18 protein-coding genes are annotated in these 25,105 nt (G+C 59.7%); 9 read left to right on the top strand and 9 right to left on the bottom strand.

Going from position 1 to position 25,105, the window contains the following annotated elements; translation table 11 throughout:
* The first annotated feature begins 11 nt into the window (after positions 1-11).
* From menB to menE, 3 genes are read left to right on the top strand one after another with little or no spacing between them, the layout of a single operon-like run.
* A complete protein-coding gene (gene menB / locus GUC32_RS16995; protein ID WP_025303650.1) occupies positions 12-869 on the top strand; it encodes a 1,4-dihydroxy-2-naphthoyl-CoA synthase in 858 nt (285 codons plus the stop codon).
* On the top strand, positions 869-1,852 hold the full coding sequence (menC, locus tag GUC32_RS16990; RefSeq protein ID WP_025303649.1) for an o-succinylbenzoate synthase: 984 nt from the start codon (positions 869-871) through the stop codon (positions 1,850-1,852). Before menB ends, menC begins: the two co-directional genes overlap by 1 nt.
* The gene (gene menE / locus GUC32_RS16985; RefSeq protein WP_264383662.1) at positions 1,840-3,225 is read left to right on the top strand and encodes an o-succinylbenzoate--CoA ligase; all 1,386 of its coding nucleotides are present in this window, start codon (positions 1,840-1,842) and stop codon (positions 3,223-3,225) included. The genes menC and menE overlap by 13 nt, the downstream gene beginning before the upstream one ends.
* Positions 3,226-3,268: 43 nt before the next feature.
* Here menE and katA read toward each other — a convergent pair whose 3' ends face one another.
* Complete coding sequence (gene katA, locus GUC32_RS16980) at positions 3,269-4,705, bottom strand: catalase KatA (protein ID WP_369435347.1); 1,437 nt, start codon at positions 4,703-4,705, stop codon at positions 3,269-3,271.
* 338 nt (positions 4,706-5,043) lie between these two features.
* On the opposite strand from katA, the gene GUC32_RS16975 reads away from it, so the two are divergent.
* On the top strand, positions 5,044-5,583 hold the full coding sequence (locus tag GUC32_RS16975) for a YfaZ family outer membrane protein (RefSeq protein ID WP_369435346.1): 540 nt from the start codon (positions 5,044-5,046) through the stop codon (positions 5,581-5,583).
* Positions 5,584-5,644: 61 nt separating this feature from the next.
* Here GUC32_RS16975 and tyrP read toward each other — a convergent pair whose 3' ends face one another.
* Positions 5,645-6,853: a tyrosine transporter TyrP gene (tyrP, locus tag GUC32_RS16970; protein ID WP_004935940.1), complete on the bottom strand. Its 1,209-nt coding sequence runs from the start codon at positions 6,851-6,853 to the stop codon at positions 5,645-5,647.
* Positions 6,854-7,098: 245 nt separating this feature from the next.
* Here tyrP and GUC32_RS16965 point away from each other — a divergent pair, with 245 nt between their 5' ends.
* Entirely contained in the window at positions 7,099-8,295 is a 1,197-nt protein-coding gene (locus GUC32_RS16965; protein WP_043136517.1) for a nicotinamide mononucleotide deamidase-related protein YfaY, read from the top strand.
* Between the two features lie 3 nt (positions 8,296-8,298).
* Here the strand turns inward: GUC32_RS16965 and GUC32_RS16960 are convergent, their stop codons facing one another.
* On the bottom strand, positions 8,299-9,507 hold the full coding sequence (locus tag GUC32_RS16960) for an FAD-dependent oxidoreductase (protein ID WP_369435345.1): 1,209 nt from the start codon (positions 9,505-9,507) through the stop codon (positions 8,299-8,301).
* Positions 9,508-9,623: 116 nt separating this feature from the next.
* Here GUC32_RS16960 and GUC32_RS16955 point away from each other — a divergent pair, with 116 nt between their 5' ends.
* Together GUC32_RS16955 and GUC32_RS16950 are read left to right on the top strand one after the other, a co-directional pair.
* Entirely contained in the window at positions 9,624-10,445 is an 822-nt protein-coding gene (locus tag GUC32_RS16955) for a helix-turn-helix domain-containing protein (RefSeq protein WP_043136550.1), read from the top strand.
* 230 nt (positions 10,446-10,675) lie between these two features.
* Positions 10,676-10,828 (top strand): Hok/Gef family protein, encoded by a 153-nt coding sequence (locus tag GUC32_RS16950; RefSeq protein ID WP_004935921.1) that lies wholly within the window; start codon positions 10,676-10,678, stop codon positions 10,826-10,828.
* A 59-nt stretch (positions 10,829-10,887) separates the two neighbouring features.
* On the opposite strand, the gene yfaE is transcribed toward GUC32_RS16950, so the two are convergent.
* The 4 genes from yfaE to ubiG all read right to left on the bottom strand — a co-directional run bounded on the left by yfaE (position 10,888) and on the right by ubiG (position 15,802).
* Positions 10,888-11,148, bottom strand: a complete 261-nt coding sequence (gene yfaE, locus GUC32_RS16945; protein WP_025303642.1) for a class I ribonucleotide reductase maintenance protein YfaE — start codon at positions 11,146-11,148, stop codon at positions 10,888-10,890.
* 3 nt (positions 11,149-11,151) lie between these two features.
* Complete coding sequence (nrdB, locus tag GUC32_RS16940; RefSeq protein ID WP_019453694.1) at positions 11,152-12,282, bottom strand: class Ia ribonucleoside-diphosphate reductase subunit beta; 1,131 nt, start codon at positions 12,280-12,282, stop codon at positions 11,152-11,154.
* Between the two features lie 67 nt (positions 12,283-12,349).
* Entirely contained in the window at positions 12,350-14,638 is a 2,289-nt protein-coding gene (gene nrdA, locus GUC32_RS16935; protein WP_025303641.1) for a class 1a ribonucleoside-diphosphate reductase subunit alpha, read from the bottom strand.
* A 438-nt stretch (positions 14,639-15,076) separates the two neighbouring features.
* Positions 15,077-15,802, bottom strand: a complete 726-nt coding sequence (ubiG, locus tag GUC32_RS16930) for a bifunctional 2-polyprenyl-6-hydroxyphenol methylase/3-demethylubiquinol 3-O-methyltransferase UbiG (protein WP_025303640.1) — start codon at positions 15,800-15,802, stop codon at positions 15,077-15,079.
* Between the two features lie 212 nt (positions 15,803-16,014).
* Here ubiG and gyrA point away from each other — a divergent pair, with 212 nt between their 5' ends.
* Together gyrA and rcsC are read left to right on the top strand one after the other, a co-directional pair.
* Positions 16,015-18,657, top strand: a complete 2,643-nt coding sequence (gene gyrA / locus GUC32_RS16925; RefSeq protein ID WP_308370323.1) for a DNA topoisomerase (ATP-hydrolyzing) subunit A — start codon at positions 16,015-16,017, stop codon at positions 18,655-18,657.
* Positions 18,658-18,824: 167 nt separating this feature from the next.
* The gene (gene rcsC / locus GUC32_RS16920; protein ID WP_025303638.1) at positions 18,825-21,686 is read left to right on the top strand and encodes a two-component system sensor histidine kinase RcsC; all 2,862 of its coding nucleotides are present in this window, start codon (positions 18,825-18,827) and stop codon (positions 21,684-21,686) included.
* Positions 21,687-21,747: 61 nt separating this feature from the next.
* On the opposite strand, the gene rcsB is transcribed toward rcsC, so the two are convergent.
* Both rcsB and rcsD read right to left on the bottom strand, forming a co-directional pair.
* A complete protein-coding gene (gene rcsB, locus GUC32_RS16915; RefSeq protein WP_004935900.1) occupies positions 21,748-22,398 on the bottom strand; it encodes a response regulator transcription factor RcsB in 651 nt (216 codons plus the stop codon).
* The gene (rcsD, locus tag GUC32_RS16910) at positions 22,391-25,093 is read right to left on the bottom strand and encodes a phosphotransferase RcsD (RefSeq protein ID WP_265527242.1); all 2,703 of its coding nucleotides are present in this window, start codon (positions 25,091-25,093) and stop codon (positions 22,391-22,393) included. Before rcsD ends, rcsB begins: the two co-directional genes overlap by 8 nt.
* Between the last annotated feature and the right edge of the window lie 12 nt (positions 25,094-25,105).

Below are 25,105 nucleotides of genomic sequence, written 5' to 3'. Positions count from 1 at the left end.
AGGAACCGAACATGCTTTATCCGAATGAAGAACACCTGTATGCCGCTATCGCCTGGCAGGATTGCACCGGCGATTTCGAAGACATCCTGTATCACAAATCCACCGACGGCATCGCCAAAATCACCATTAACCGGCCGCAGGTGCGCAACGCGTTCCGCCCGCAAACGGTCAAAGAGATGATCGACGCGCTGGCCAACGCCCGTTACGACGACGGCATCGGCGTCATTATTCTGACCGGCGCCGGCGATAAGGCCTTCTGCTCCGGCGGCGATCAGAAAGTGCGCGGCGACTACGGCGGCTATCGCGACGACAGCGGCGTACACCACCTCAACGTGCTGGACTTCCAACGCCAGATCCGCACCTGCCCGAAGCCGGTGGTAGCTATGGTGGCCGGCTATTCGATCGGCGGCGGCCACGTGCTGCACATGATGTGCGATCTGACCATCGCGGCGGATAACGCCATCTTCGGCCAGACCGGTCCGAAAGTGGGCTCGTTCGACGGCGGCTGGGGCGCGTCTTACATGGCGCGCATCGTCGGCCAGAAGAAGGCGCGCGAAATTTGGTTCCTGTGCCGCCAATACGATGCCGCCGCCGCGCTAGACATGGGCCTGGTCAATACCGTGGTGCCGCTGGCCGAACTGGAAAAAGAGACGGTGCGCTGGTGCCGCGAAATGCTGCAGAACAGCCCGATGGCACTGCGCTGTCTGAAGGCGGCGCTGAATGCCGACTGCGACGGCCAGGCCGGTTTGCAGGAGCTGGCGGGCAACGCCACCATGCTGTTCTACATGACCGACGAAGGGCAGGAAGGGCGCAACGCGTTCAACGAGAAGCGCCAACCGGACTTCAGCAAATTCAAGCGTAACCCGTAATGAGCGGAACAAACCGCAGCGCGGCGCTATACCGTTACAGCCTGCCGATGGAGGCGGGCGTGGTGCTGCGCAATCAACGGTTGAAAACGCGTGACGGGTGGGTGGTGCAGCTGTGTCAGGGCGAGCGTGAAGGTTGGGGCGAGATCGCGCCGCTGCCGGAATTCAGCCGGGAAACGCCGGCGCAGGCCGAACAGGCCGCGTTGGGCTGGCTGCAGGCCTGGTTGGCGGGCAACGAACCGGAGCACAGCGCGTTGCCCTCGGTGGCCTTTGGGCTCAGCTGTGCGCAGGCCGAGCTGGAGCAGCGTTTGCCGATGCAGGCGGATTTTCGCAAGGCGCCGCTGTGCACCGGCGATCCGGATGAGCTGTTCGAGACATTGAGCGCTTTGCCGGGCGAGAAAGTCGCCAAGGTGAAGGTGGGGCTGTATGAGGCAGTGCGGGACGGCATGATCGTCAACGTGTTGCTGGAGGCGCTGCCGGATCTGCGGCTGCGGCTGGACGCCAACCGCAGCTGGACCCGCGCCAAGGCCGACGGCTTCGCCAGGTATGTTAACCCGGCATGGCGCGATCGTATCGCCTTCCTGGAAGAGCCCTGCAAGACCCGTGATGAATCGCGCGACTTCGCCCGGGCGACCGGTATCGCCATCGCCTGGGATGAGAGCGTGCGGGAGGCGGACTTTGTGGTGCAGGCCGAGCCGGGCGTGGCGGCCATCGTGATCAAGCCGACGCTGGTCGGCAGCCTGGCGCGTTGCCAGACGCTGGTGGCGCAGGCGCACGCGGCGGGCCTGACGGCGGTGATCAGCTCCAGCCTCGAATCCAGCCTGGGGTTGACTCAACTGGCGCGCATCGCCCATTGGCTGACGCCGGATACCGTGCCGGGCCTGGACACGCTGGGGTTGATGCAGGCGCAGGTGCTGCGCCCGTGGCCGGGCAGCGCGTTGCCGCTGCTGGATGTCTCGGCGCTGGAGTGCCTATGGCGCCGTTGAACGATTGGCCGTGGCGACACTGGGCGCGCACTCAGCCGCAGGCGACGGCGCTGATGCTCGGCGAACAACCGCTGAGCTGGCTGGCGTTGCAGAGCCAGGTGGATGAGCTGGCGGCGGATTTCCAGCATCAGGGCGTTGAACCGGGCTGCGGTGTGGCGCTGTGCGGTAAAAACAGCTATCCGCTGCTGCTGGCCTATCTGGCGCTGTTGCAGTGCGGCGCACGCCTGTTGCCGCTCAATCCCGCCTTGCCGACGCCGCTGCTGGCGCAGCTGTTGCCGGAATTGGATATGACCTTTGTCTTCGGCCCGGACTCGTTGCCGGCGCTGCCGGAAGACGTGATTCGATTGACCCCGCCGTCGACCGAGCCGCGTTGGCCAGACCTGCCGACGTGGGATGCGCAGCGTCTGGCGACGCTGACGTTGACCTCCGGTTCCAGCGGCATGCCGAAAGCGGCCGCACACAGCTATGCCAACCATCTGGCCAGCGCCGCCGGGGTGTTGGGGCTGATGGCGTTTCAGCGCGAGGATTGCTGGCTGCTGTCATTGCCGCTGTTTCACGTCTCCGGCCAGGGTATCGTCTGGCGCTGGCTGGCGGCGGGCGCCCGGTTGGCGGTGCGCGAGATGCACCCGCTGAACGAGGCGTTGGCGGGATGCACGCATGCCTCGTTGGTGCCGACCCAGCTGTGGCGGCTGCTGGCGCAACCGCTGGCGGACATGACGCTGAAGGCGGTGCTGCTCGGCGGCGCGATGATCCCGGTGGAACTGACCGAGCGGGCGGAGGCGGCGGGGATCCGTTGCTGGTGCGGCTACGGGCTGACCGAACTGGCCTCCACGGTGTGCGCCAAGCGCGCCGATGCGCGGCCGGGCGTCGGCCTGCCGCTCGGCGGCCGTGAGGTAAAACTGGTGGATGAAGAGGTCTGGATCCGCGCCGACAGCCTGGCACTCGGCTACTGGCGTCATGGTCATCTACAGCCGCTGGCCGATGAACAGGGCTGGTTTGCGACCCGCGATCGCGGCGCGATGATCGAGGGGGAGCTACGCATTCTCGGCCGGCTGGACAACCTGTTTTTCAGCGGCGGCGAAGGGGTGCAGCCGGAAGATATCGAACGCGTGCTGGCGGCGCACCCGCAGATATCGCAGGCGTTTGTGGTGCCGGTGGCGGACGCCGAGTTCGGCCAGCGGCCGGTGGCGGTAATCGATGGCGATCCGTCGCTGTCGCTGGCGACGCTGCTCGCCTGGTCGCAGGATAAGCTCGCCAATTTCCAACGCCCGACGGCATTGCTTCCGCTGCCTGACGAGCTGAAAAACGGCGGCATCAAGATTTCGCGCCGCCAGTTGCAGCAGTGGGTGGCGCAGCGTCTCTCTGAGGCATAAAAAAGCCGCCCGTAAGGGCGGCTGAGTGAATGATGCAAGGGGATTATTTCAGCCCCAACGCCTTGGCGACGCCGGCGCCGTAGTCGGGGTGCACCTTGGTGAACAGCTCGACCTGACGACGCTGGATGTGTTCCGGCACCTGCGACAGTTCGCCGGCGATGCGGGTGAACATGCGCTGGTGCTCTTCGGCGCTCAGCAGGTTGAACAGCGCGCGCGGCTGGCTGTAGTAATCGTCGTCTTCACGATGATTCCAGTGGTCGGCCGCGCCCTCAATGCTCAGCGGCGGCTCGCTGAAGTCCGGCTGCTCCTGGAACAGGCCGAAGCTGTTCGGTTCGTAGGTGGCGCCGTTGCCGCTGTTGCCGTCCACGCGCATCGCGCCGTCGCGATGGTAGTTGTGGAACGGGCATTTGGCGCCGTTAACCGGGATTTGGTGGTGGTTGACGCCCAGGCGGTAGCGGTGCGCATCGCCATAGGAGAACAGGCGGCCCTGCAGCATTTTATCCGGCGAGAAACTGATGCCCGGCACTACGTTGGCGGGGTTCATCGCCACCTGCTCAACCTCTGAGAAGTAGTTGTCGGGGTTGTGGTTCAGCTCGAAATAGCCGACGTCGATCAGCGGGTAGTCGCCGTGCGGCCACACCTTGGTCAGATCGAACGGGTTATACGGCGTCTGCGAAGCTTCGTGTTCCGGCATGATCTGAATTTGCAGCTTCCAGCGCGGAAAGTCGCCGCGTTTGATCGCGTCGAACAGATCGCGCTGTGAGCTTTCGCGATCCTTGGCGATGATCGCTTCCGCTTCTTCATCCATCAGGTTTTCAATGCCTTGTTCGCAGCGGAAGTGGAATTTCACCCAGAAACGTTCGTTGGCGGCATTGATAAAGCTGAAGGTGTGGCTGCCGAAACCGTGCATGTGACGGTAGGATTTCGGAATGCCGCGATCGCTGAAGTCGATGGTCAGCTGGTGCAGCGACTCCGGCAGGTGGGAGAAGAAGTCCCACTTGTAGACTGGGTTGCGCAGGTTGGTATGCGGATCGCGTTTCACCACGTGGTTGAGATCGGGGAATTTCAGCGGATCGCGCAGATAGAACACCGGCGTATCGTTACCCACCAAATCCCAGTTGCCTTCTTCGGTATAGAACTTCATGGCGAAACCGCGAATGTCGCGCTCGGCGTCGGCGGCGCCGCGCTCACCGGCGACGGTGGAGAAGCGGATAAACATGTCGGTCTGCTTACCGATTTCGGAGAAGATCTTGGCGCGCGTGTAGCGGGTGATGTCATGGGTGACGGTAAAGGTGCCGTAGGCGCCGGAACCCTTGGCGTGCATGCGGCGTTCGGGGATGACTTCACGGTCGAAGTGGGCCAGTTTTTCCAGGAACCACACGTCCTGCAACAGCATCGGGCCGCGTTTGCCTGCGGTGATCACGTTATTGTTATCGACAACCGGGGCGCCGGCTGCGGTGGTCAGTCCTTTCTTGCTCATCACTTGCTCCTTATCGTAGTGCAGTTAAGTAAAGACTCGGGCGGTTTAAGCGTTCATCAGCATAGTCCTTTGGCGGGGCTTCTTCCCCTGACCTTGGTCAAAGCCACTACTAGTTGTAGCCCTATTGCCGAGCGACGGCAAATAGGTCTCGGTTATCGTTGGCATCGCCTTGACGAATATGGATTTTTGTTTGCAAATTCTTACATTTATTTGATTATTGAAGAATTTTTTCGCTTTTATCCCTTAAATACTCATTGCGCTTTGGTATAGACTCATGACGTTATTATTATGCGTTGATTCGATCATTCGGTACGGATGACAAACCAGAGGGAAAGATGATGAAAAAGACTTGGGTCGCGTGCGCGGCAGGATTGCTGTTGGTGACCGGTGCGGCGAACGCCATCAGCGTGTCGGGCGAAGCCGGGCAACACTACACCAACCTGGGCGTTGGCATGAGCACCGGCTCTTCAGGTCTGGGCCTGACCGGCAACTGGGCGCGCAGCGACCACGACGGCAATGTCGGCAACGTGGGGTTGAACTTCGGCGTGCCGCTGGGGCCGTTGACGGCGACCGTGGGCGCCAAAGCGCTGTACCTCAGCCCGAAAGACGGGAAGAGTGGCGGGGCGGTCGCGCTGGGCGGCGGCCTGGAGTGGGAGATCAACCGCTACTTCAGCCTGCACGGCGAAGGTTACTTTGCGCCTGACTCTTTCACCAGCGGCGTGAAGGCCTATAACGAAGCCAGCGGCGGCCTGCGCTGGAAGTTCCGTCCGCTGAGCGTGGACGTGGGCTACCGTTACATGCAGATGGAAGGCAAAGACGGGCGTCGCGACAACACCCTGGCCGATGGCCCTTATGTCGGTGTCGGCCTGAGCTTCTAAGGCTGCGAAAAAAGGGGCCATTGCGGCCCCTTTCTCTCTATCATTTCTTGTCTTTCGGCGCTTACCCGACCGCCGGCAGCATGCCGCTGGCGATGCCCAGTTGAATGGCGATCACCGTTACCCCGCAGACAAACACCAACGCCAGCGCAGGGGTGCCGCCCCAGACGCGATATTGTGCCTGATGCTTTTGGCGAGTTTTCCACACCAGCAGCGAAGGCAGCAGCAGCGCCAGCACCGACAGGGCGATGGCGGCGAAACCCAGCGCCAGCACGAAACCGCGCGGGTAGAATAGCGCGAAGGCCAGCGGCGGCAGGAAGGTGATGGCGCCGGTTTGCAGGCGGCCACGCACGTTATCTTGACGCTTGAACAGGTCAGCCAGGAAATCGAACAGCCCGAGCGCGACGCCGAGGAACGAGGTCGCCAGCGCCAGATCGGCGAACAGGTGCACCGCCAGTTCAACGTGCGGTGAAGCTACTGCATCACGCACCGCCTGCAACAGGCCGTTTAGCCCGGCCTGCTGAGCCAGGATGCCGACGAAGGTGTCGGAGCTGATGCTGCCCAACGTCGCCAGCTGCCAGAAGATATAGGCGATCAGCGGGATCGCGCTGCCGATGATAAACACCCAACGCAGTTTGCGAATGTTGCCGCCCATGTAGTTGACGATGCTCGGCACGCTGCCGTGGAAGCCGAAAGAGGTGAAGATCACTGGAATGGCCGACAGCGCCAGGCCTTGCTCCAGCGGCAACGTCATCAGATTGGTCTGGTGGATATTCGGCAACATCAGGCCGAGCATCACCACCAGGAACACCACTTTCGCGCTGAACAGGATGCGGTTGAACAAGTCGACCGAGTGGGTGCCGATGCACACCACGCCGCCGGCCACCAGGGTGAACAGCAGGACGCCGAGCGACACCGGGAAGTCCTGCGACGTCCATTGGCTGATGCTGGTGGCGAGCAGTTCTCCGGCGCCGCTGATATAGGCGGCGGTGAGGGCGTACATCAGGAACATCATGCTAAAGCTGGTCAGCCACTGGCCGCCGCCGCCGAGATAACGTTTGGCGAGCGTGCCCAGACCGGTATCCGCCTGCTCATGCTGGTAAACCTCCACCAGTAACAGCGCGGTGTAACACATCAACAGCCACAGCCCGACCAGTAAGGCCAGCGTGACGCCGAAACCGACGCCGGCCGCCGCCAGCGGCATCGCCAGCATCCCGGCGCCAATGGTGGTGCCCGCCACGATAAAAACACTGCCAAGAGTGCGATTCTTCACGTTTTTTCTCTACCAGCCGAAAGATTTTGAAAATTATAGGTAACGATTTATGAGGATGGCAGGATAGTGGAAGCCCTAATTTGTGTCAAACCGACGTTACGCATGATGTACATTAATGTTTACATCTCGCAGGCCTGCATCGCACATGAGAAACGGACCCATGGCTGAAATTATCCGCAGGCGGCTAGTGAAAAGTTATTTACGGGCTTCTATAGTGGAATGACCAAAAAATGTGGGAGAGATCAATGTTAAGGGTAGAGATGCTCAGTACCGGCGATGAGGTGCTGCACGGGCAAATTATTGATACCAACGCCGCCTGGCTGGCGGACTACCTGTTCCAGCAGGGGCTGCCGATGAGCGGGCGTGAAACGGTCGGAGACAGCCTCTCTGCGTTGATCGAGATCCTGCAGGAACGAAGCCATATCGCCGATGTGCTGATCGTCAACGGCGGCCTGGGGCCGACCAGCGACGATCTCAGCGCGCTGGCCGCGGCGAAAGCCTGTGGCGTAGAGCTGGTCGAACGGGCCGACTGGCTGGCGCGCATGGAAGCCTATTTCACCGAGCGTGGGCGGCCGATGGCTCCTTCCAATCGTAAGCAGGCGCAGATCCCGGCCAACGCGGAAATGCTGGATAACCCGGTGGGCACCGCCTGCGGTTTCGCATTGCAGCTGAACAAATGTCAGATGTTCTTCACTCCCGGTGTACCGTCGGAATTCAAAGTGATGGTCGAACAGCAGATCGTGCCGCGCCTGCGCCAGCGCTTCACCTTACCGGCGCCGCCGCTATGCCTGCGCCTGACGACGTTCGGCACTTCCGAGAGCGATCTGGCCGCCGAGCTGGATGGCATGCCGCTGCCGCCGGAAGTGGTGCTGGGTTACCGCTCATCCAGCCCGATTATCGAACTGAAGCTGACCGGGCCGGAAAGCCGGCGTGCGGAAATGGAGCAGGCATGGCGGCGCGTGCGCGAAGTGGCGGGGGACAACTGCATTTTTGAAGGCACCGTCGGGTTGCCGGCGTTGTTGACGCAGCGGCTGAGTCAGCAAGGGCTGAAGCTGGCGTTGAGCGAGCAATTCAGCGGCGGGTTGATCAATCTGCAGCTGCAAAGCGAGGGTGCACCGCTGGCGGGGGGCGAGCTGCTGCCGGCGCACTGTATCGAAACGCTGGAAACGACGCTGGCCCGCGCCCGCTCGCTGGCGGAGTTGACCGGTGCGCCGTTGGCGTTGGCGGTCAGCGCCATGCGCGATGAGCAGGTGAGCATTGCGCTGCACACGCCGCGTGGCGGCATTGGCCAGACCGTGCGTTATCGCGCGTCGCGCCACGGCCTGCGGCTGCGTCAGGAGTCGGTGGCGATGCTGGCGCTGGATATGCTGCGCCGCTGGCTGAATGGGGGCCAGGCGTGCGGTAAAAACGCCTGGCTGGAGGTGGTGGAAATTATCGAGTGACGGTCATGGCGCCGAGTTGCCGGCGTCACGGCTTTGCTGCAGCCGTTCGGACGCCAGCCGTGACAGGCGAATCGCCGCGGCACCCCGCACGTGCAGTTCCAGACCGTAGTCCCTGAGCGCCTGCGCGGCGCTGCCGGCTTGCGCCAGATGCGTCGCCAGGCTGGCGGCGTCCGCCAGCGCGGTGTTGGCGCCAAGCCCGCCCGCCGGGCTCATGGCGTGCACGGCGTCGCCGAGAAAGGCGATGCGTTCGCTGTGCCACACCGGCATCGCCTTCGTAACCTGCACCGTCCGCACGCTGAGCGACAGGGGATCCGCCAGCGCTAACGCCGTTTGCAAAGCGGGCGCCCATCCCTGCGAGATATGCCGTACATGTGCCTGCAGCGTTGCGCTTCCCTTCGCCCGTGTCGGCCCGCCGAGCCGTTCAGCCGATCCGATACAGGCCCAATAGAGATAATCGTCGACCGGCGTGAGGCGGCAATCGGGCGCGTAGTCGGCCGCCAGCTGCGCCATGGGCGCCTGAAAGCGCATCGGTTCAATCACCAGCGATACGCCGTCGGCGAAGATCACCGATACGCCGTTCAGCAGCTCAGGGGCCAATTGGGCCCGGGTTGCCGCATCGAGCGGTGTTTTGCCGTAGAGGGTGACCGCGCCGCTGTCTTCGGGCCCCGCCTCGGGCAGGCAGCGCCGCCGCACCAGCGAGTTGACGCCGTCGGCGGCGATCAGCACATCGACTCGCACTTGCTCGCCGTTTGCGAACGGTAGCTCCACGCCCTGCGGCGTTTGTGCAAATTCACGCAAGGTATGGCCGAAACGCACCCGGTCTTGCAGGCCGGCAAGCAGGATCTCGCGCAGCGTTTGGCGATGAATGCCGAGATCGCCGCTCGGTTCTTGCGTTTGGCGCTGGCTGGACGGCAACCAGTGCTCGGGGCGCCGGCCGGTGAGCGGGGCAAGCTGCGGATCCCATAGATTGCTCTCGCCGCTGTTTTGCGCGCTGCCGGCGCAGAGCAACCGGTAGTGCGCCGGCGGCAGGCAGGCGGCCAGCGCCTGCTGGCCAGACGGATCGATGCGCAGCCGGTAGCCCTGATCGCGCGCTTGCGGCGTGGTGTCGCGTTCAAACACCGTGGCGTGGATGCCGAAGCGGCTCAGCCCCTGAGCCAGACACAGACCGCCGGGCCCGGCGCCGATAATGCCAATGCTGGGTGTTGTCATCATGTTCCCTCGTGAGTCAGTGGCCACAAACGGGAGCGGCCGGAAGCATTTCATTATGTCGGCGCAGGAAAAGGTTGATATAACGGTATCTGGACTAAAAATAGTGATAAGTGGCCAATGTGAACGATAACCCTCACTTCACTGACGCAGACTGCAGCGAATGGCGGGCGGGCCCCTGGCTGATCGCCCTTGGCGGCCGCGACGCGGCAGGCCGGGAGTATCGGTTGGGCACGCGCGAATACGACTGGCATCAGCATGTGCGCGGGCAGTTGCTGTGCGTCGAAAGCGGCTTGTTGCATGTACGCACGGCGCAGGGCGATTGGGTGCTTCCGCCTCAGCGGGCGGGTTGGATCCCACCGGCGACGGAGCACCGGGTGCAGGTCTGCGGCGCACTGAGCGGCTGGAGTTTGCTGCTGGCGCCGGAGGCCTGCCACGATCTGTCGAATGTACCCTGCGTCATCGGCATTAGCGCCGTGCTGCAGGCGCTGGCTCAGCGAGCAGAAGGCTGGGACAAGCGCAGCGCGCTCACCCTGGAGCAGGATCGCATGGCGCAGGTGATGCGGGACGAGATACGTTTGGCGCCGACGGAACCACTGCATTTGCCGATGTCGTCCCATCCGCGCCTGGCCGGCGTTCTGCAGGCCTTGCTGGCGCAGCCGGGGAGCGAGCGTTCGCTGGAGGCGTGGGCTGAATGGGGGGCGATGTCGCCGCGTACCCTGCGGCGGCTGATGATCGGCGAGACGGGGTTGAGTTTTGCACAGTGGCGCCAGCAGGCCCGGTTGTCGTATGCGTTAGCGAAGCTGGCCGAAGGCGAGACGGTGCTGCAGATAGCGGAAACGCTGGGGTATGCCTCGCCGAGTAATTTTATCGCCATGTTTCGCAAAGCCTTTGGCGATTCTCCGGCACGTTATTTTTCCGCATCGGCGGGAAAGGGGCGCTAAGCGAAATACTTTGAGGATAGTTATATATCCCTAATTAATCATAAGGTTATAGGGGATATTCGCGGCGAGAGAATGCTGTTACTCTCTTGACGGGTGCTTGAGACTGTTCGTCTTGGGCATTGTGTGACAAGGCGGATAGATGAAAGCCCCAAACTGACTCTCAATCAGAATGGGGCTGCCCTAACGCCTAGACACCGTTATGGTAGCCCCTTCACAGCAAGGAGGCAAGCATGCGCTTAAGGCATGTGTTTCACTCGCTAACAGTTGTATGTATTACGGTTTTGTTATTTATCTGGATGATAAGAGACTCGCTGTGCGAGCTGAAAATCTACCAGGAAAATATCACTATCCTGATCAGGTTGGCGTGTGAGGTGAAGCGGTAATCATAGGGCGGGGGCAACCCCGCCTTCTGGTCTCCAGGCGCGGTTTCCGGCACCCGACTTTACATTTCCAGCTCGATATCCGTCAGCGGCATGCAGCAGCAGGGCAGGATCTCGCCGGCGTTGATAAACGCCAGCGGCTGCTGGCGGTAGGTCACTTCACCTTTCACCAGCTTCAGGCGGCAGGCACCGCAATAGCCGGATCGGCACTGATACTCCACCTGCACGTCGTGCAGTTCCAGCACGTCGAGCAGACAGTTTTCACTGTTGGGGCAGGAGAGCTGCGTGCCGGCGGCGCGCAGCGTTACGATTGGCGTCGCCATCGCTTACAGTTCGAAGTCGCTCAGGTCGTCGGCGTTGATCTCCGAGTCGATCTGGCCAACCAGGTAGGAGCTCACTTCCACTTCCTGCGGCGCTACCTGCACGTTGTCGGACACCAACCAGGCATTGATCCATGGGATCGGGTTGGAGCGGGTTTCGAACGGCAGACCAAGGCCGACCGCCTGCATGCGGATATTGGTGATGTATTCCACATACTGGCACAGGATGTCTTTGTTCAGGCCAATCATCGAGCCGTCGCGGAACAGGTATTCCGCCCACTCTTTCTCCTGCTGGGCGGCCAGCACGAACAGATCGTAGCACTGCTGTTGACATTCCTCGGCGATCTCCGCCATTTCCGGATCGTCGGCGCCGGAACGCATCAGGTTCAGCATGTGCTGGGTGCCGGTCAGGTGCAGCGCTTCGTCGCGGGCGATCAGCTTGATGATCTTGGCGTTGCCTTCCATCAGTTCGCGCTCGGCGAACGCGAAGGAGCAGGCAAAGCTGACGTAGAAGCGGATCGCTTCCAGCGCGTTCACGCTCATCAGGCACAGGTACAGCTGCTTCTTCAGCGCGCGCAGATTGACGGTGACGGTTTTACCGTTCACCTGGTGGGTGCCTTCACCCAGCAGGTGATAGTAGCTGGTCATCTCGATCAGATCGTCGTAGTAGCCGGAAATGTCTTTCGCGCGCTTCTTGATCTCTTCATTGGTGACGATGTCGTCGAACACCAACGCCGGATCGTTGACGATGTTGCGGATGATGTGAGTGTAGGAACGGGAGTGGATGGTCTCGGAGAACGACCAGGTTTCCACCCAGGTTTCCAACTCAGGGATCGAGATCAGCGGCAGCAGGGCGACGTTCGGGCTGCGGCCCTGGATGGAGTCCAGCAGCGTCTGATATTTCAGGTTGCTGATGAATATGTGCTTCTCGTGCTCCGGCAGCGCCTGGTAATCGATACGGTCGCGGGAAACGTCAACTTCTTCCGGGCGCCAGAAGAAGGAGAGCTGTTTTTCGATCAGCTTTTCGAAGATTTCATGCTTTTGCTGGTCGAAACGCGCAACGTTTACCGACTGGCCGAAGAACATCGGCTCTTGCAGCTGGTCGTTTTTGGTCTGAGAAAAAGTGGTGTAAGCCATAAGCCTGAATCCATCGTAACGTGGCTAAATGAAGGGGCCGGAAAATTCCGGCCCGCTAGGTCAAACTTTAGATCTTGCAGGCGCCGCTTTCGCAGTCGTCATCGCCGGCCTTGGCAGGCTGCAAATCTTCCTGGGCGTCTTCCGCACCGTCGCGGGTGTTTTGGTAGTACAGCGTTTTCACGCCGAACTTGTAGGTGGTGAGCAGGTCTTTCAACAGCTGCTTCATCGGCACCTTGCCGCCCGGGAAGCGGGTCGGATCGTAGTTGGTGTTGGCCGAGATCGATTGGTCGATGAATTTCTGCATCAGCCCAACCAGCTGCAGATAGCCGTCGTTGCTCGGCATTTCCCACAGCAGCTCGTAGTTGTCTTTCAGACGCTCATACTCCGGCACCACCTGGCGCAGGATGCCGTCTTTCGACGCCTTGATGCTGATGTGGCCGCGCGGCGGCTCGATGCCGTTGGTGGCGTTGGAAATCTGCGAAGAGGTTTCCGATGGCATCAGGGCGGACAGCGTCGAGTTGCGCAGGCCGGTTTCCTGGATCTCTTTACGCAGGGTTTCCCAGTCGTAGTGCAGCGGCTCGCTGCAGATCGCATCCAGGTCTTTCTTGTAGGTGTCGATCGGCAGGATGCCCTGCGAATAAGTGGTTTCGTTGAACCACGGGCAAGCGCCTTGTTCCTGAGCCAGACGGTTGGAGGCTTTCAGCAGGTAGTACTGAATGGCTTCGAACGTTTTGTGGGTCAGGTTGTTGGCGCTGCCGTCGGAATAGCGTACGCCGTTCTTCGCCAGGTAATAAGCGAAGTTGATGACGCCGATGCCCAGGGTGCGGCGACCCATCGCGCCACGGTGCGCAGCCTTGATCGGGTAATCCTGATAATCCAGCAGGGCGTCGAGTGAACGCACCGCCAGGGTCGCCAGCTCTTCCAGGTCGTCCAGGCTGTCGATCGCGCCCAGGTTGAAGGCAGACAGGGTACACAGCGCGATCTCGCCGTTTTCATCGTTGACGTCTTCCAGCGGCTTGGTCGGCAGGGCGATTTCCAGGCACAGGTTGGACTGACGCACCGGCGCGATCTGCGGATCGAACGGGCTGTGGGTGTTGCAGTGGTCGACGTTCTGGATGTAGATACGGCCGGTAGAGGCACGTTCTTGCATCATCAACGAGAACAGCTCAACCGCTTTCACGCGTTTCTGGCGAATGCTGTCATCTTTCTCGTACTGGGTGTACAGGCGCTCGAATTCGTCCTGATCGGCGAAGAACGCGTCGTACAGCCCCGGCACGTCGGACGGGCTGAACAGGGTGATGTCTTCGCCCTTGATCAGACGCTGGTACATCAGGCGGTTCAACTGCACGCCGTAGTCCATGTGACGCACGCGGTTGCCTTCAACGCCACGGTTGTTTTTCAACACCAGCAGGCTTTCTACTTCCAGGTGCCACATCGGGTAGAACAGCGTTGCCGCGCCACCGCGCACGCCGCCCTGTGAGCAGGATTTGACGGCGGTCTGGAAGTGTTTGTAGAACGGAATGCAGCCAGTATGGAAGGCTTCACCGCCACGGATCGGGCTGCCCAGCGCGCGGATGCGGCCGGCGTTGATGCCGATGCCGGCGCGCTGCGAAACGTATTTCACAATGGCGCTGGAGGTGGCGTTGATGGAGTCCAGGCTGTCGCCGCACTCGATCAGCACGCAGGAGCTGAACTGGCGGGTTGGGGTGCGCACGCCGGACATGATCGGCGTAGGCAGCGAAATCTTGAAGGTGGAAATCGCATCGTAGAAACGTTTGACGTAGTCCAGACGGGTTTCACGCGGGTAGTTGGAGAACAGGCACGCAGACACCAGCAAATACAGGAACTGGGCGCTTTCGTAGATTTCGCCGCTGACGCGGTTCTGCACCAGGTATTTGCCTTCCAGCTGCTTGACGGCGGCATAAGAGAAGTTCATGTCGCGCCAATGATCGATAAAGGAATCCATCTGCTCGAACTCTTCAGCGCTGTAGTCTTCCAGCAGATGCTTATCGTATTTGCCCATCTCGACCATGCGAGTGACGTGGGCGTGCAGCTTCGGTGGCTCAAACTGGCCGTAAGCCTTTTTACGCAGGTGGAAGATCGCCAGGCGAGCGGCCAGGTACTGATAGTCCGGCGCATCGCGGGAGATCAGGTCAGCTGCGGCCTTGATGATGGTTTCGTGAATGTCGGCGGTTTTGATGCCGTCATAAAACTGAATGTGTGAACGCAACTCTACTTGAGAAACCGAGACGTTGTGTAATCCCTCAGCGGCCCAATCGATGACCCGGTGGATTTTGTCGAGATTGATGCGCTCTTTACGGCCATCGCGTTTAGTTACAAGCAGACTTTGGTTCATGTGGTGTTTTACCTGTCCGTATGGTGCCCCTAAGCAGAAGTGTAGTCGCTCTGCTCAGTATGTAAACACTATATATAGGGGTTGTATGTCGGTGAGGTAACAAGATAGTGAGAAAAAACGGCGTTTGCAAGTGAACAAAACCGGCCTAATTTGTGGATAACTTGGGGGTGAAATGCCACTTGCCGTTCGCAGTGCGCGCCGTGACTGGCGCGACAAGCTTGTCAATAAGCACGATCAGATTTTACTGAAAAACTGAAAAAACCGATCGTTTGGCGCTTTATTAAACGTTAGAAAAAAACGGCATATTGATCTGATTTAATATTCTAAAAAACTGTCTACAACCGCTATTTTGATCGAAGTCGCGGAAATTAGGTATTTTTCCTAATACCGCGTTGGCGCCGCCCCCCGGTAATGCAGGGCCGGCGCGGTTTACCGTGCTTAACCTTCGTGCTGGGTGTGCACCATGTAGTTCACGTCAACGTTGCGCCCAAGCTTGAAATGATCGGTGATCGGGTTGTAATGCAGGCCGATCATGTGCTTTTCGCGCAGCGGCGTGCCGTCGACCCAGCCGATCAGTTCGGACGGGCGAATAAACTTCTTATGATCGTGGGTGCCCTGCGGCACCATCTTCAGTACGTACTCGGCGCCGATCACCGCCATCAGCCAGGCTTTGGTATTGCGGTTAATAGTGGAAAAGAACACGTGACCGCCCGGTTTCACCAGATGGGCGCAGGCGCGCACCACCGAGGCCGGATCGGGCACGTGCTCCAGCATCTCCATACAGGTGACCACGTCGTAGCGCTGCGGATTGGCCTGAGCGTGGCTTTCTACGGTTTCCTGCACATAGGTGACGTCCATGCCGCTTTCCAACGCGTGCAGCCGGGCGACCTGCAGCGGCTCTGCGCCCATGTCCAGGCCGGTCACTTTGGCGCCTTCGCGCGCCATGCTTTCCGCCAGAATGCCCCCGCCGCAGCCCACGTCGAGCACCTGCTTGTCAAAGATGCCGCCGGCGCGCTGCATGATGTAGTTCAGGCGCAGCGGGTTGATGCGGTGCAGCGGTTTGAACTCGCCTTCCAGATCCCACCAGCGGGAGGCGACAGCCTCGAACTTGGCGATTTCCTGGTGGTCAACGTTTTGCACTCGGCTGGATGATTCTGCGTTCATGGGCTGGTCTGGCTCCTTGTTCTCGTTGCGCGGATTATACATGTTCCGGCGCGGCATCGTCTGCGCCGATGCGTTTTTAGCGCACTTATCTGCACAATTTCCGTGAAACAGCGGCGGTTATTTTCCCGTAAAGCGTGCTTTGTGATATAGTTTTACACCTTTGCCACTATGGCAGCGGGCAGATGAATCATTAGTAGAGGGATAGCAGCTCCATGAGCGACCTTGCCAGAGAAATCACACCGGTAAACATCGAAGACGAGTTGAAAAACTCGTATCTGGACTATGCGATGTCCGTTATTGTCGGACGTGCGCTGCCAGATGTTCGTGATGGACTGAAGCCGGTTCACCGCCGCGTTCTGTACGCGATGAGCGTATTGGGTAACGACTGGAATAAACCATACAAGAAATCGGCCCGTGTCGTCGGGGACGTGATCGGTAAATATCACCCGCACGGTGACAGCGCGGTTTATGACACTATCGTGCGTATGGCTCAGCCGTTTTCACTGCGCTACATGCTGGTGGACGGTCAGGGTAACTTCGGTTCCGTCGACGGCGACTCCGCCGCGGCGATGCGTTATACCGAAGTGCGCATGTCCAAAATTGCTCACGAACTGTTGGCGGATCTGGAAAAAGAAACCGTCGACTTCGTGCCTAACTATGATGGCACCGAGCAGATCCCGGCCGTCATGCCGACCAAGATCCCGAACCTGCTGGTCAACGGCTCATCGGGCATCGCCGTGGGCATGGCCACCAATATCCCGCCGCACAACCTGGCGGAAGTCGTCAACGGCTGCCTGGCCTATATCGACGATGAAAACATCAGCATTGAAGGGCTGATGGAACACATTCCGGGGCCAGACTTCCCGACGGCGGCGATCATCAACGGCCGCCGCGGTATTGAAGAGGCCTACCGCACCGGGCGCGGCAAAATCTACCTGCGCGCGCGCGCGGAAGTGGAAGCCGACGCCAAGAGCGGGCGCGAAACCATCATCGTTCACGAGATCCCGTATCAGGTGAACAAGGCGCGTCTGATCGAGAAGATCGCCGAGCTGGTCAAAGAAAAACGCGTGGAAGGCATCAGCGCGCTGCGCGACGAGTCCGATAAAGACGGCATGCGCATCGTCATCGAAGTCAAACGCGACGCGGTCGGCGAAGTGGTGCTGAATAACCTGTATGCGCTGACGCAACTGCAGGTCACCTTCGGCATCAACATGGTTGCGCTGCATCAGGGGCAGCCTAAACTGCTGAACCTGAAAGACATCCTCGAAGCCTTCGTGCGCCACCGCCGCGAAGTGGTCACCCGCCGCACCATCTTCGAACTGCGCAAAGCCCGCGATCGCGCCCATATCCTGGAAGCGCTGGCTATCGCGCTCGCCAACATCGATCCAATCATCGAACTGATTCGCCGTGCGCCGACCCCGGCGGAAGCGAAAGTCGCGCTGGTAGCTCAGCCGTGGGATCTGGGCAACGTCAGCGCCATGTTGGAACGCGCCGGTGACGACGCCGCCCGCCCTGAGTGGCTGGAGCCGGAGTTCGGCATCCGCGACGGCAAGTACTACCTGACCGAGCAGCAGGCTCAGGCGATTCTGGATCTGCGTCTGCAGAAACTGACCGGCCTGGAGCACGAAAAGCTGCTGGAAGAATATAAAGAGCTGCTCAACTTCATCGCCGAGCTGATCTTTATTCTGGAAAGCCCAGAGCGCCTGATGGAAGTGATCCGCGAAGAGCTGGTGGCGGTCAAAGAGCTGTACAACGACGGCCGTCGCACCGAGATCACCGCCAATACTTCCGACATCAACATCGAAGACCTGATCAACCAGGAAGACGTGGTGGTGACCCTGTCTCACCAGGGCTACGTGAAGTATCAGCCGCTGTCCGACTATGAAGCCCAGCGCCGCGGCGGCAAAGGCAAGTCCGCCGCGCGTATTAAAGAAGAAGACTTTATCGATCGCCTGCTGGTGGCCAACACCCACGATACGATCCTGTGCTTCTCCAGCCGTGGCCGCCTGTACTGGATGAAGGTGTACCAACTGCCTGAAGCCAGCCGTGGCGCGCGCGGTCGTCCAATCGTCAACCTGCTGCCGCTGGAAGCCGATGAGCGTATCACCGCCATCCTGCCGGTACGCGAGTATGAAGAAGGGCGCCACGTGTTCATGGCCACCGCCAGCGGTACCGTGAAGAAAACCGCGCTGACCGAGTTCAGCCGTCCGCGCAGCGCCGGCATCATCGCCGTCAACCTCAACGAGGGCGACGAGCTGATCGGTGTCGATCTGACCGACGGCAGCAACGAAGTGATGCTGTTCTCCGCCAACGGTAAAGTGGTGCGCTTCCCGGAAGCGCAGGTGCGTTCGATGGGCCGTACCGCGACCGGCGTGCGCGGCATCAACCTCGGCGAAGGCGACAGCGTGATCTCACTGATCGTGCCGCGCGGCGAAGGCGACATTCTGACCGTCACGCAAAACGGCTTCGGTAAACGTACCGCCGTGACCGAGTATCCGACCAAGTCACGCGCCACCCAAGGGGTTATCTCCATCAAGGTGAGCGAGCGTAATGGCCAGGTGGTTGGCGCCGTGCAGGTGGAAACCAGCGATCAGATCATGATGATCACCGATGCCGGCACGCTGGTGCGCACCCGTGTTTCGGAAGTCAGCGTGGTGGGCCGTAACACCCAGGGCGTGACGCTGATCCGCACGGCGGAAGACGAAAACGTCGTCGGTCTGCAGCGCGTGGCCGAACCGGTGGAAGACGAAGAGCTGGATAGCCTGGAACCGGGCGAGGAAGCGGTGGAAGAAGACACCACGCCGCTGGACGATGGCGACGACGCGGCTGAGCCGATGGACGACGACAACGTTTAAAGCAAGGTGAGGGCGTCGGCATGCCGACACCGTAATGCACTGAGACAAAAGGGCCTGGCAGCGATGCTAGGCCCTTTTTCAGTTATATGGTTTAATTGGCGCACCGAGCCGCCGGCCGCCGTGCCGGCGATAGCGTGCGCCGCCACTGACTTTCGTATGGTATCCGATTGAAATACTTAGCCTCTTTTCGAACTACGCTGAAGATATCCCGCTATCTGTTCCGGGTGCTGGCGATTTTGCTGTGGTCGTTGGGAGCGCTGCTCACCACCTTTTATATTCTGAATATCCTGCATCAGAAAGAATCGGACATCCGGCAGGAGTACAACCTCAATTTCGACCAGGCACAGGGCTATATCCGCCATTCCGCCGACATCATCCGCGACATCAAGTATATGGCGGAGAACCGCCTCAACGGGTCGGTCAGCAGCCTGGACATGTTCAGCGGTGTGTTTCCCGGCAAGGGCAGCCCGCCGCAATTCTTTCCGCTGTACCCGGAGTCCAACTGTGCGCTGAGCACCACCTACCGCAGTTCGCTCGATTCACTGAGCGGCCTGATCCAGTATTGGAAAGAGAACTTCGTAGCGGCCTACGATCTCAACCGGGTGTTCTTCATCGGCGGCGACAGCCTGTGTATGGCAGAATTCGGCGGCGGCAATGCGAGTGCCAATCGGGAAAATGTGCTGAAGTCACTGCACGAGCGCATTCTGAAATACCGCAACGCCAAGAATCAGGACAAAGACAACAACCTGTATTGGATCAGCCCCAGCGCGCAGCGGCCGGACGTCGGTTATCTGTATGTACTGACGCCGATCTATATCGGCAACAAGCTGGAGGCGTTGTTGGGCATCGAACAAACCGTTCGGTTGGAGGATTTCGTTACCGCCGGCAACCTGCCGATCGGCGTCACGCTGCTGGATGAGAACAACGAGCCGGTGCTGCGTCTGGCGGACGGCGATCGTTATGCCGCCTCACTTAACAGCTATCCCGTAGAGCACGCGTACTTCGGCTATGTCGACAATTACCGCGACCTGATTCTGAAGAAAGCGCTGCCACCTTCTTCGCTGAGCATCGTCTATGCACTGCCGGTGAAAAGCGTGGTGGAACGCTTCAAAATGCTGATCCTCAACGCGCTGTTGCTGAACCTGTTGTCAGCCATCGTGCTGTTCACGCTGGCGTGGCTGTTTGAGCGCAAGATGTTCCTGCCGGCGGAGGACAACGCGTTTCGCCTGGAAGAGCACGAGCAGTTCAACCGCAAGATCGTCGCCTCGGCGCCGGTGGGTATCTGTATCCTGCGCATCAGCGACGGTACCAATATCCTGAGTAACGAACTGGCGCATAACTACATCAACCTGTTGACCCACGAAGATCGCGATCGCATTACGCGTATCATTTGCGAACAGCAGGCGAATTTCGTCGATGTGATGACCAGCAACAACAACAACCTGCAGATCAGCTTTGTTCACTCGCGCTACCGTAACGAAGAGGTGGCGATTTGCGTGCTGGTGGACGTCAGCGCGCGCGTGAAGATGGAAGAGTCGTTGCAGGAGATGGCGGCGGCGGCGGAGCAGGCCAGCCAGTCCAAATCTATGTTCCTGGCTACCGTCAGCCATGAGCTGCGCACGCCGCTGTACGGCATTATCGGCAACCTCGATCTGCTGCAAACCAAGGCGTTGCCGCAAGGGGTCGATCGGCTGGTCAATGCGATGAACAACTCTTCCGGCCTGCTGCTGAAAATCATCAGCGATATTCTCGACTTCTCCAAAATCGAGTCCGAGCAGTTGAAGATCGAACCGCGCGAGTTCTCCTGCCTGGAGGTGATCACCCATATCGCCGGCAACTATTTGCCGCTGGTGGTCAAGAAACGTCTGGGGCTGTACTGCTTTATCGAACAGAACGTGCCGGAGCGCATCTTCGGCGATCCGGTGCGGTTACAGCAGGTGCTCTCCAATTTGGTGAACAACGCCATCAAGTTCACCGATACCGGCTGTATCGTGCTGCAGGTCTGCACCCGCGGCAGCTACCTGGAGTTCAGCGTGCGCGATACCGGCGTCGGTATTCCGGAGAAAGAGGTCTCGCGCCTGTTCGACCCGTTCTTCCAGGTGGGGACCGGTGTTCAGCGCCACTTCCAGGGAACCGGTTTGGGGCTGGCGATCTGCGAAAAATTGGTCAACCTGATGGACGGCGATGTCTCTGTCGAGTCCGAACCGGGGTTGGGCAGCTTGTTCAGCATTCGCATTCCGCTGTTCAACGCCCAGTTCCCGATCCCGCAGGCCAGCGATACCTGGCAGGGCCGGCGGCTGTGGCTGGATATCCGCAATCAGCGGCTGGAAAGCTACCTGATGGCGATCCTGGGCGGTTACGGCGCCGATATCCAACGCTATGACGGGCAGGAGACCGCTGCCGGTGAGGTGCTGCTCAGCGATTACCCGCTGATGCTGGACACGCCGCTGCTGGCTCAGATCCAATTCTCCACCGAGCATATCGGCCCGTCGCAGGAAACCCGGCCAGGCTATTGGATGCACAGCACCTCCACGCCGCGTGAAACGTTGACCTTGCTCAACCGGTTGTTTGGCGTCGGCGGCGGCGCGGCAGAGGGGCTGGTGCAGCTGCCGGTGCCCGCCAAGGCCAGCGCGGCGGACAACGGCGATATTCATCTGCTGGTGGTCGACGATCATCCGATCAACCGTCGCCTGTTGTCCGATCAGCTGGGGTCGCTGGGGTATCAGGTGGTGACCGCCAACGACGGCGTCGACGCGCTCGGCGTACTGAAACAGCATCACGTCGATATTGTGCTGACCGACGTCAATATGCCGAACATGGACGGTTATCGCCTGACGCAGGAACTGCGACAGATGCAGTTCAGCGCGCCGGTAATCGGCGTGACGGCGAACGCGCTGGCGGAAGAGAAGCAGCGCTGTCTCGAGGCGGGCATGGATAATTGCCTGTCGAAACCGGTTACGCTGGAGACGCTGGAACAGACGCTGGCTTACTACAGTCAACAGGTGCGCTACAGCCGCAGCGAGGCTTGAAAAACAAACAGGCACGGCGGATGCCGTGCCTGTTTGGCGTTCACCTGCCGTGAGGCGGGCTTTAGTCTTTGTCCAACGGCGTCATGCTGACGGACGAGAGATAGTTGAGCAGGGCGATGTCGTTCTCGACGCCCAGCTTCATCATCGCCGATTTTTTCTGGCTGCTGATGGTTTTGATGCTGCGGTTGAGCTTTTTAGCGATTTCGGTCACCAGGAAACCTTCGGCGAACAGACGCAGCACTTCGCTTTCTTTCGGCGACAGGCGTTTGTCGCCATAGCCGCTGGCGCTGATTTTTTCCAGCAGTTTAGAGACGCTTTCCGGCGTGAACTTCTTGCCTTTCTGCAGGGCGGCCAGCGCCTTCGGCAGATCGGTCGGCGCGCCTTGTTTCAGCACGATGCCTTCGATATCCAGATCCAATACCGCGCTCAGGATCGCCGGGTTGTTGTTCATGGTCAGCACGATGATCGACAACTGCGGATAGTGACGCTTGATGTACTTAATCAGCGTGATGCCGTCGCCATACTTGTCACCCGGCATCGACAGATCGGTGATCAGCACGTTGGCGTCCAGCTTGGACAGATTGTTGATCAGTGCGGTTGAGTCTTCGAACTCCCCAACGACATTCACCCATTCAATTTGCTCAAGTGACTTCCGGATGCCAAACAGTACGATAGGATGGTCATCAGCAATAATTACGTTCAGGTTATTCATGTTGTTGGCTACCTTGCTTCAGCAGTCTGCTGACGAAAAAATCAATCTGACTGATGTTATTCTCGATCTCGGGCGCATCACCTTCTGCGATGCGCTGTTCTAACGATTCGCACAGCTGCTTGCCGGGAAGCAGATTTAACATGGCAAACACGCCTTTCAGGCGGTGTGCGGTTTGTGACAGCGCATTGAAATCACTGCTGCCCGCCTCAGTATACAGTTTTTTGACATCGTCGGGTACTGTATCGACAAACAGCCCATAGTAATCACTTGATTTCAATTGTTTTTCATAGAGTTGGATATCTTCTGAACTCAATGAAAGCGGGCTTTCTTCCTGTTCCAGCGCGGCCATTTGCTGTTCGATCAACATCAGCACAGCGTCGATTAATGCCCCGTTCAGGTTGTAGTTCACCCTAATGTAGCGTTTATCCAGCGCTTGCCAACCCGGCTCATCGGTCGCCAGCAGCAGGGTGTAGTCATCGGCCCGCTGCGGGTTATCCGTCAGCAGCACGTCATAATCGCGATTGACCGCGCGATCTTCGGCGACGAGACAGTCGGCGCCGTAGGCCTGCAACAGGCGGGTCACGATGCCGCGCACTTCATCCGACGTGACGTCCAGCAGGGTGGTGACGCCGTCGAGCAGCTTTTCCTGCTCCTGCGGTTCTTTTTTCTCCATCTCCATGGCGACGCGAATGGTGTAGCGAGTGCCGATATCCACCTTGCTGTGAATGTCCAACTGGCCGTTAAGCTTCTTGCACAGCTGATTGCACAGGAAGAAGGTGAGGCCGGAACCGTGGTTGAAGCGGTCCACCAGCGTCTGGCTGAGGAACGGATAGTTGAGGTTGCTGATCTCTTCGTTGGAGATGCCGGAGCCGGTGTCGTTGATTTGGAAAATCAGGCGGTCAGGGTGCTCGGGCTCATGGTCGATGACCAGAGAAATCTTGCCGCAGGCGGTAGTGATAATGGCGTAATGCACCAGCAGCGAGATCACCTTGCGCAGCGCGTTGGCGTCGCCGATATAGTTCTGCTCGACGTCCAGCTGGAAATGCTTGAACAGCGCCAGCCCCTTTTGATTGAGGGCAGGCAGGGCCTCCAGCAGTAACTCGTCGATCAGCGCCGTTGGGTTGAACGGCTCGCGTGTGGGTTGCCAGTCCTGGGTTTCCAGCCGGGTCAGCAGGGTGATGTTATCGATCAACTCCAGTACCGAAGCCGACGCCGTCGTCAGCTGGCCCAGCAGCGCCTGCTGTTGTTCCTCATCCGGCCGGTTGTGCAGGCGGTCGACCAGATCGTGCATCTGACGTACCGGCTGATTCAGCTCGATGCCCAGATTGTGCAGCATCAGTTTGCGCGCCTGAACGTTTTTGTCGTATTCGCGCCGCGCCTGCTGCAGCCGCTTGTTCACCATCACCTCTTTATCCTGATCGTTCATCAGGAACAGGTAGGTGTCCGGCGAGAGCTGGCTGCGGAAAATGCGAATTTCATACACCTCGTTGTTGACCGTCGCCTGGATCACTCCGTGATGCTGTTCGGCCATATGGGCGATCTTTTGCAGGCTGAGATGCGGCAGCAGGTGTTCGGCGATTTTGTTGCTGGCGATCACCGTATTGTTGGCGAAGCTGTAGACCAGCAGGCCGGAGGGCAGGCTGGAGACGATCTCCCGATTCAGCGCGCGCTCGGCCTCCAGTTCCACTGCCATGTTTTCGCTCGGGCGAATGTACTGGCGGCGGATAAAGTAGATGCTCAGCATCGACAGCGCCAGCAGCAGCAAGTTGACTGCGATCAGCCAGATGTTGTTGCGCAGCAGATCGATGGCCAGATTGATAGCCGAAACGCGATACACCACCTTCAGCGGCGCATTGGGCAGGGCGGCGCTGAACTCCACCCAGCCCCCGCTCATCGTTGCATGGGTACCGAGGACGGTTTCCGACGGGATGGTGCTGTCGTCGAGATCGACATCATCCGGCAGCAGCAGGAAATTGGCGCGGGCCAGATTGGCCGGAATGATGTCGTTGATCGGCAAATCAAAGGCGATCACCGTCGCCAGATGCCCCGGCTGATTAAAGGTGGTGCGAATCGAAAACGAATAGGCGTTCTGGAAGCGTTGCTTGCGCAGATCGGAAAAGCTCTCGCGTTCGTCGAGCATATTGGCCTGCTGCAGCATCTCGGCGCGGCGTTCGTCCGCCGAGGTGGTCAGGTAGCTTTCCCGAAAGCGCGAAGCCAGCTCTTTGAGCGGCTGGGTAGTGATCAGGCTGAGGCTGTTGTCCTGACCATTGAGGTAATACATGGCGTAGTTCTCGGTCTTGGCGCCCCAGCGGGTGTCCAGGTAGTCCGAGATGTTGGCGATCATCGCCAGCGTGTTCTCGTCATGGCTGCCGAAGATCACCGCGTCGGTTTTCTTGTGCGGTTTCTCGACATAATAGACGTCGGGCCGCAGGCGGGTTTCCTGCAAACCAGGATCGACATTCTGCGCCGGCGCATTGCCGAATTTGTCATAGACCTGATAGGTCATATAGCGGTAGGTATCGATACGCTTTTGCAGCGAACCGGCGATGCTATTGAGCGTGTACTTCTTTTCCGCCAGCCAGGCATTGGTGTAGTTGTAGCCATACAGACCGATGCCGATCGTCAGCAGCACGATAAACAGCAGGAAGCAGCGGGTAATGTTGCTGGAGCTTATGGTCAGTTGTTTATTTTGCATAGTGGCTGCGCA

The organism is Serratia sp. NGAS9 (genome assembly GCF_009905295.1).
Classification (GTDB): Bacteria; Pseudomonadota; Gammaproteobacteria; order Enterobacterales; family Enterobacteriaceae; genus Serratia; species Serratia bockelmannii.
Note: the sequence above shows the minus strand (reverse complement) of the source record. Positions and strands in the feature narration are given on the sequence as shown.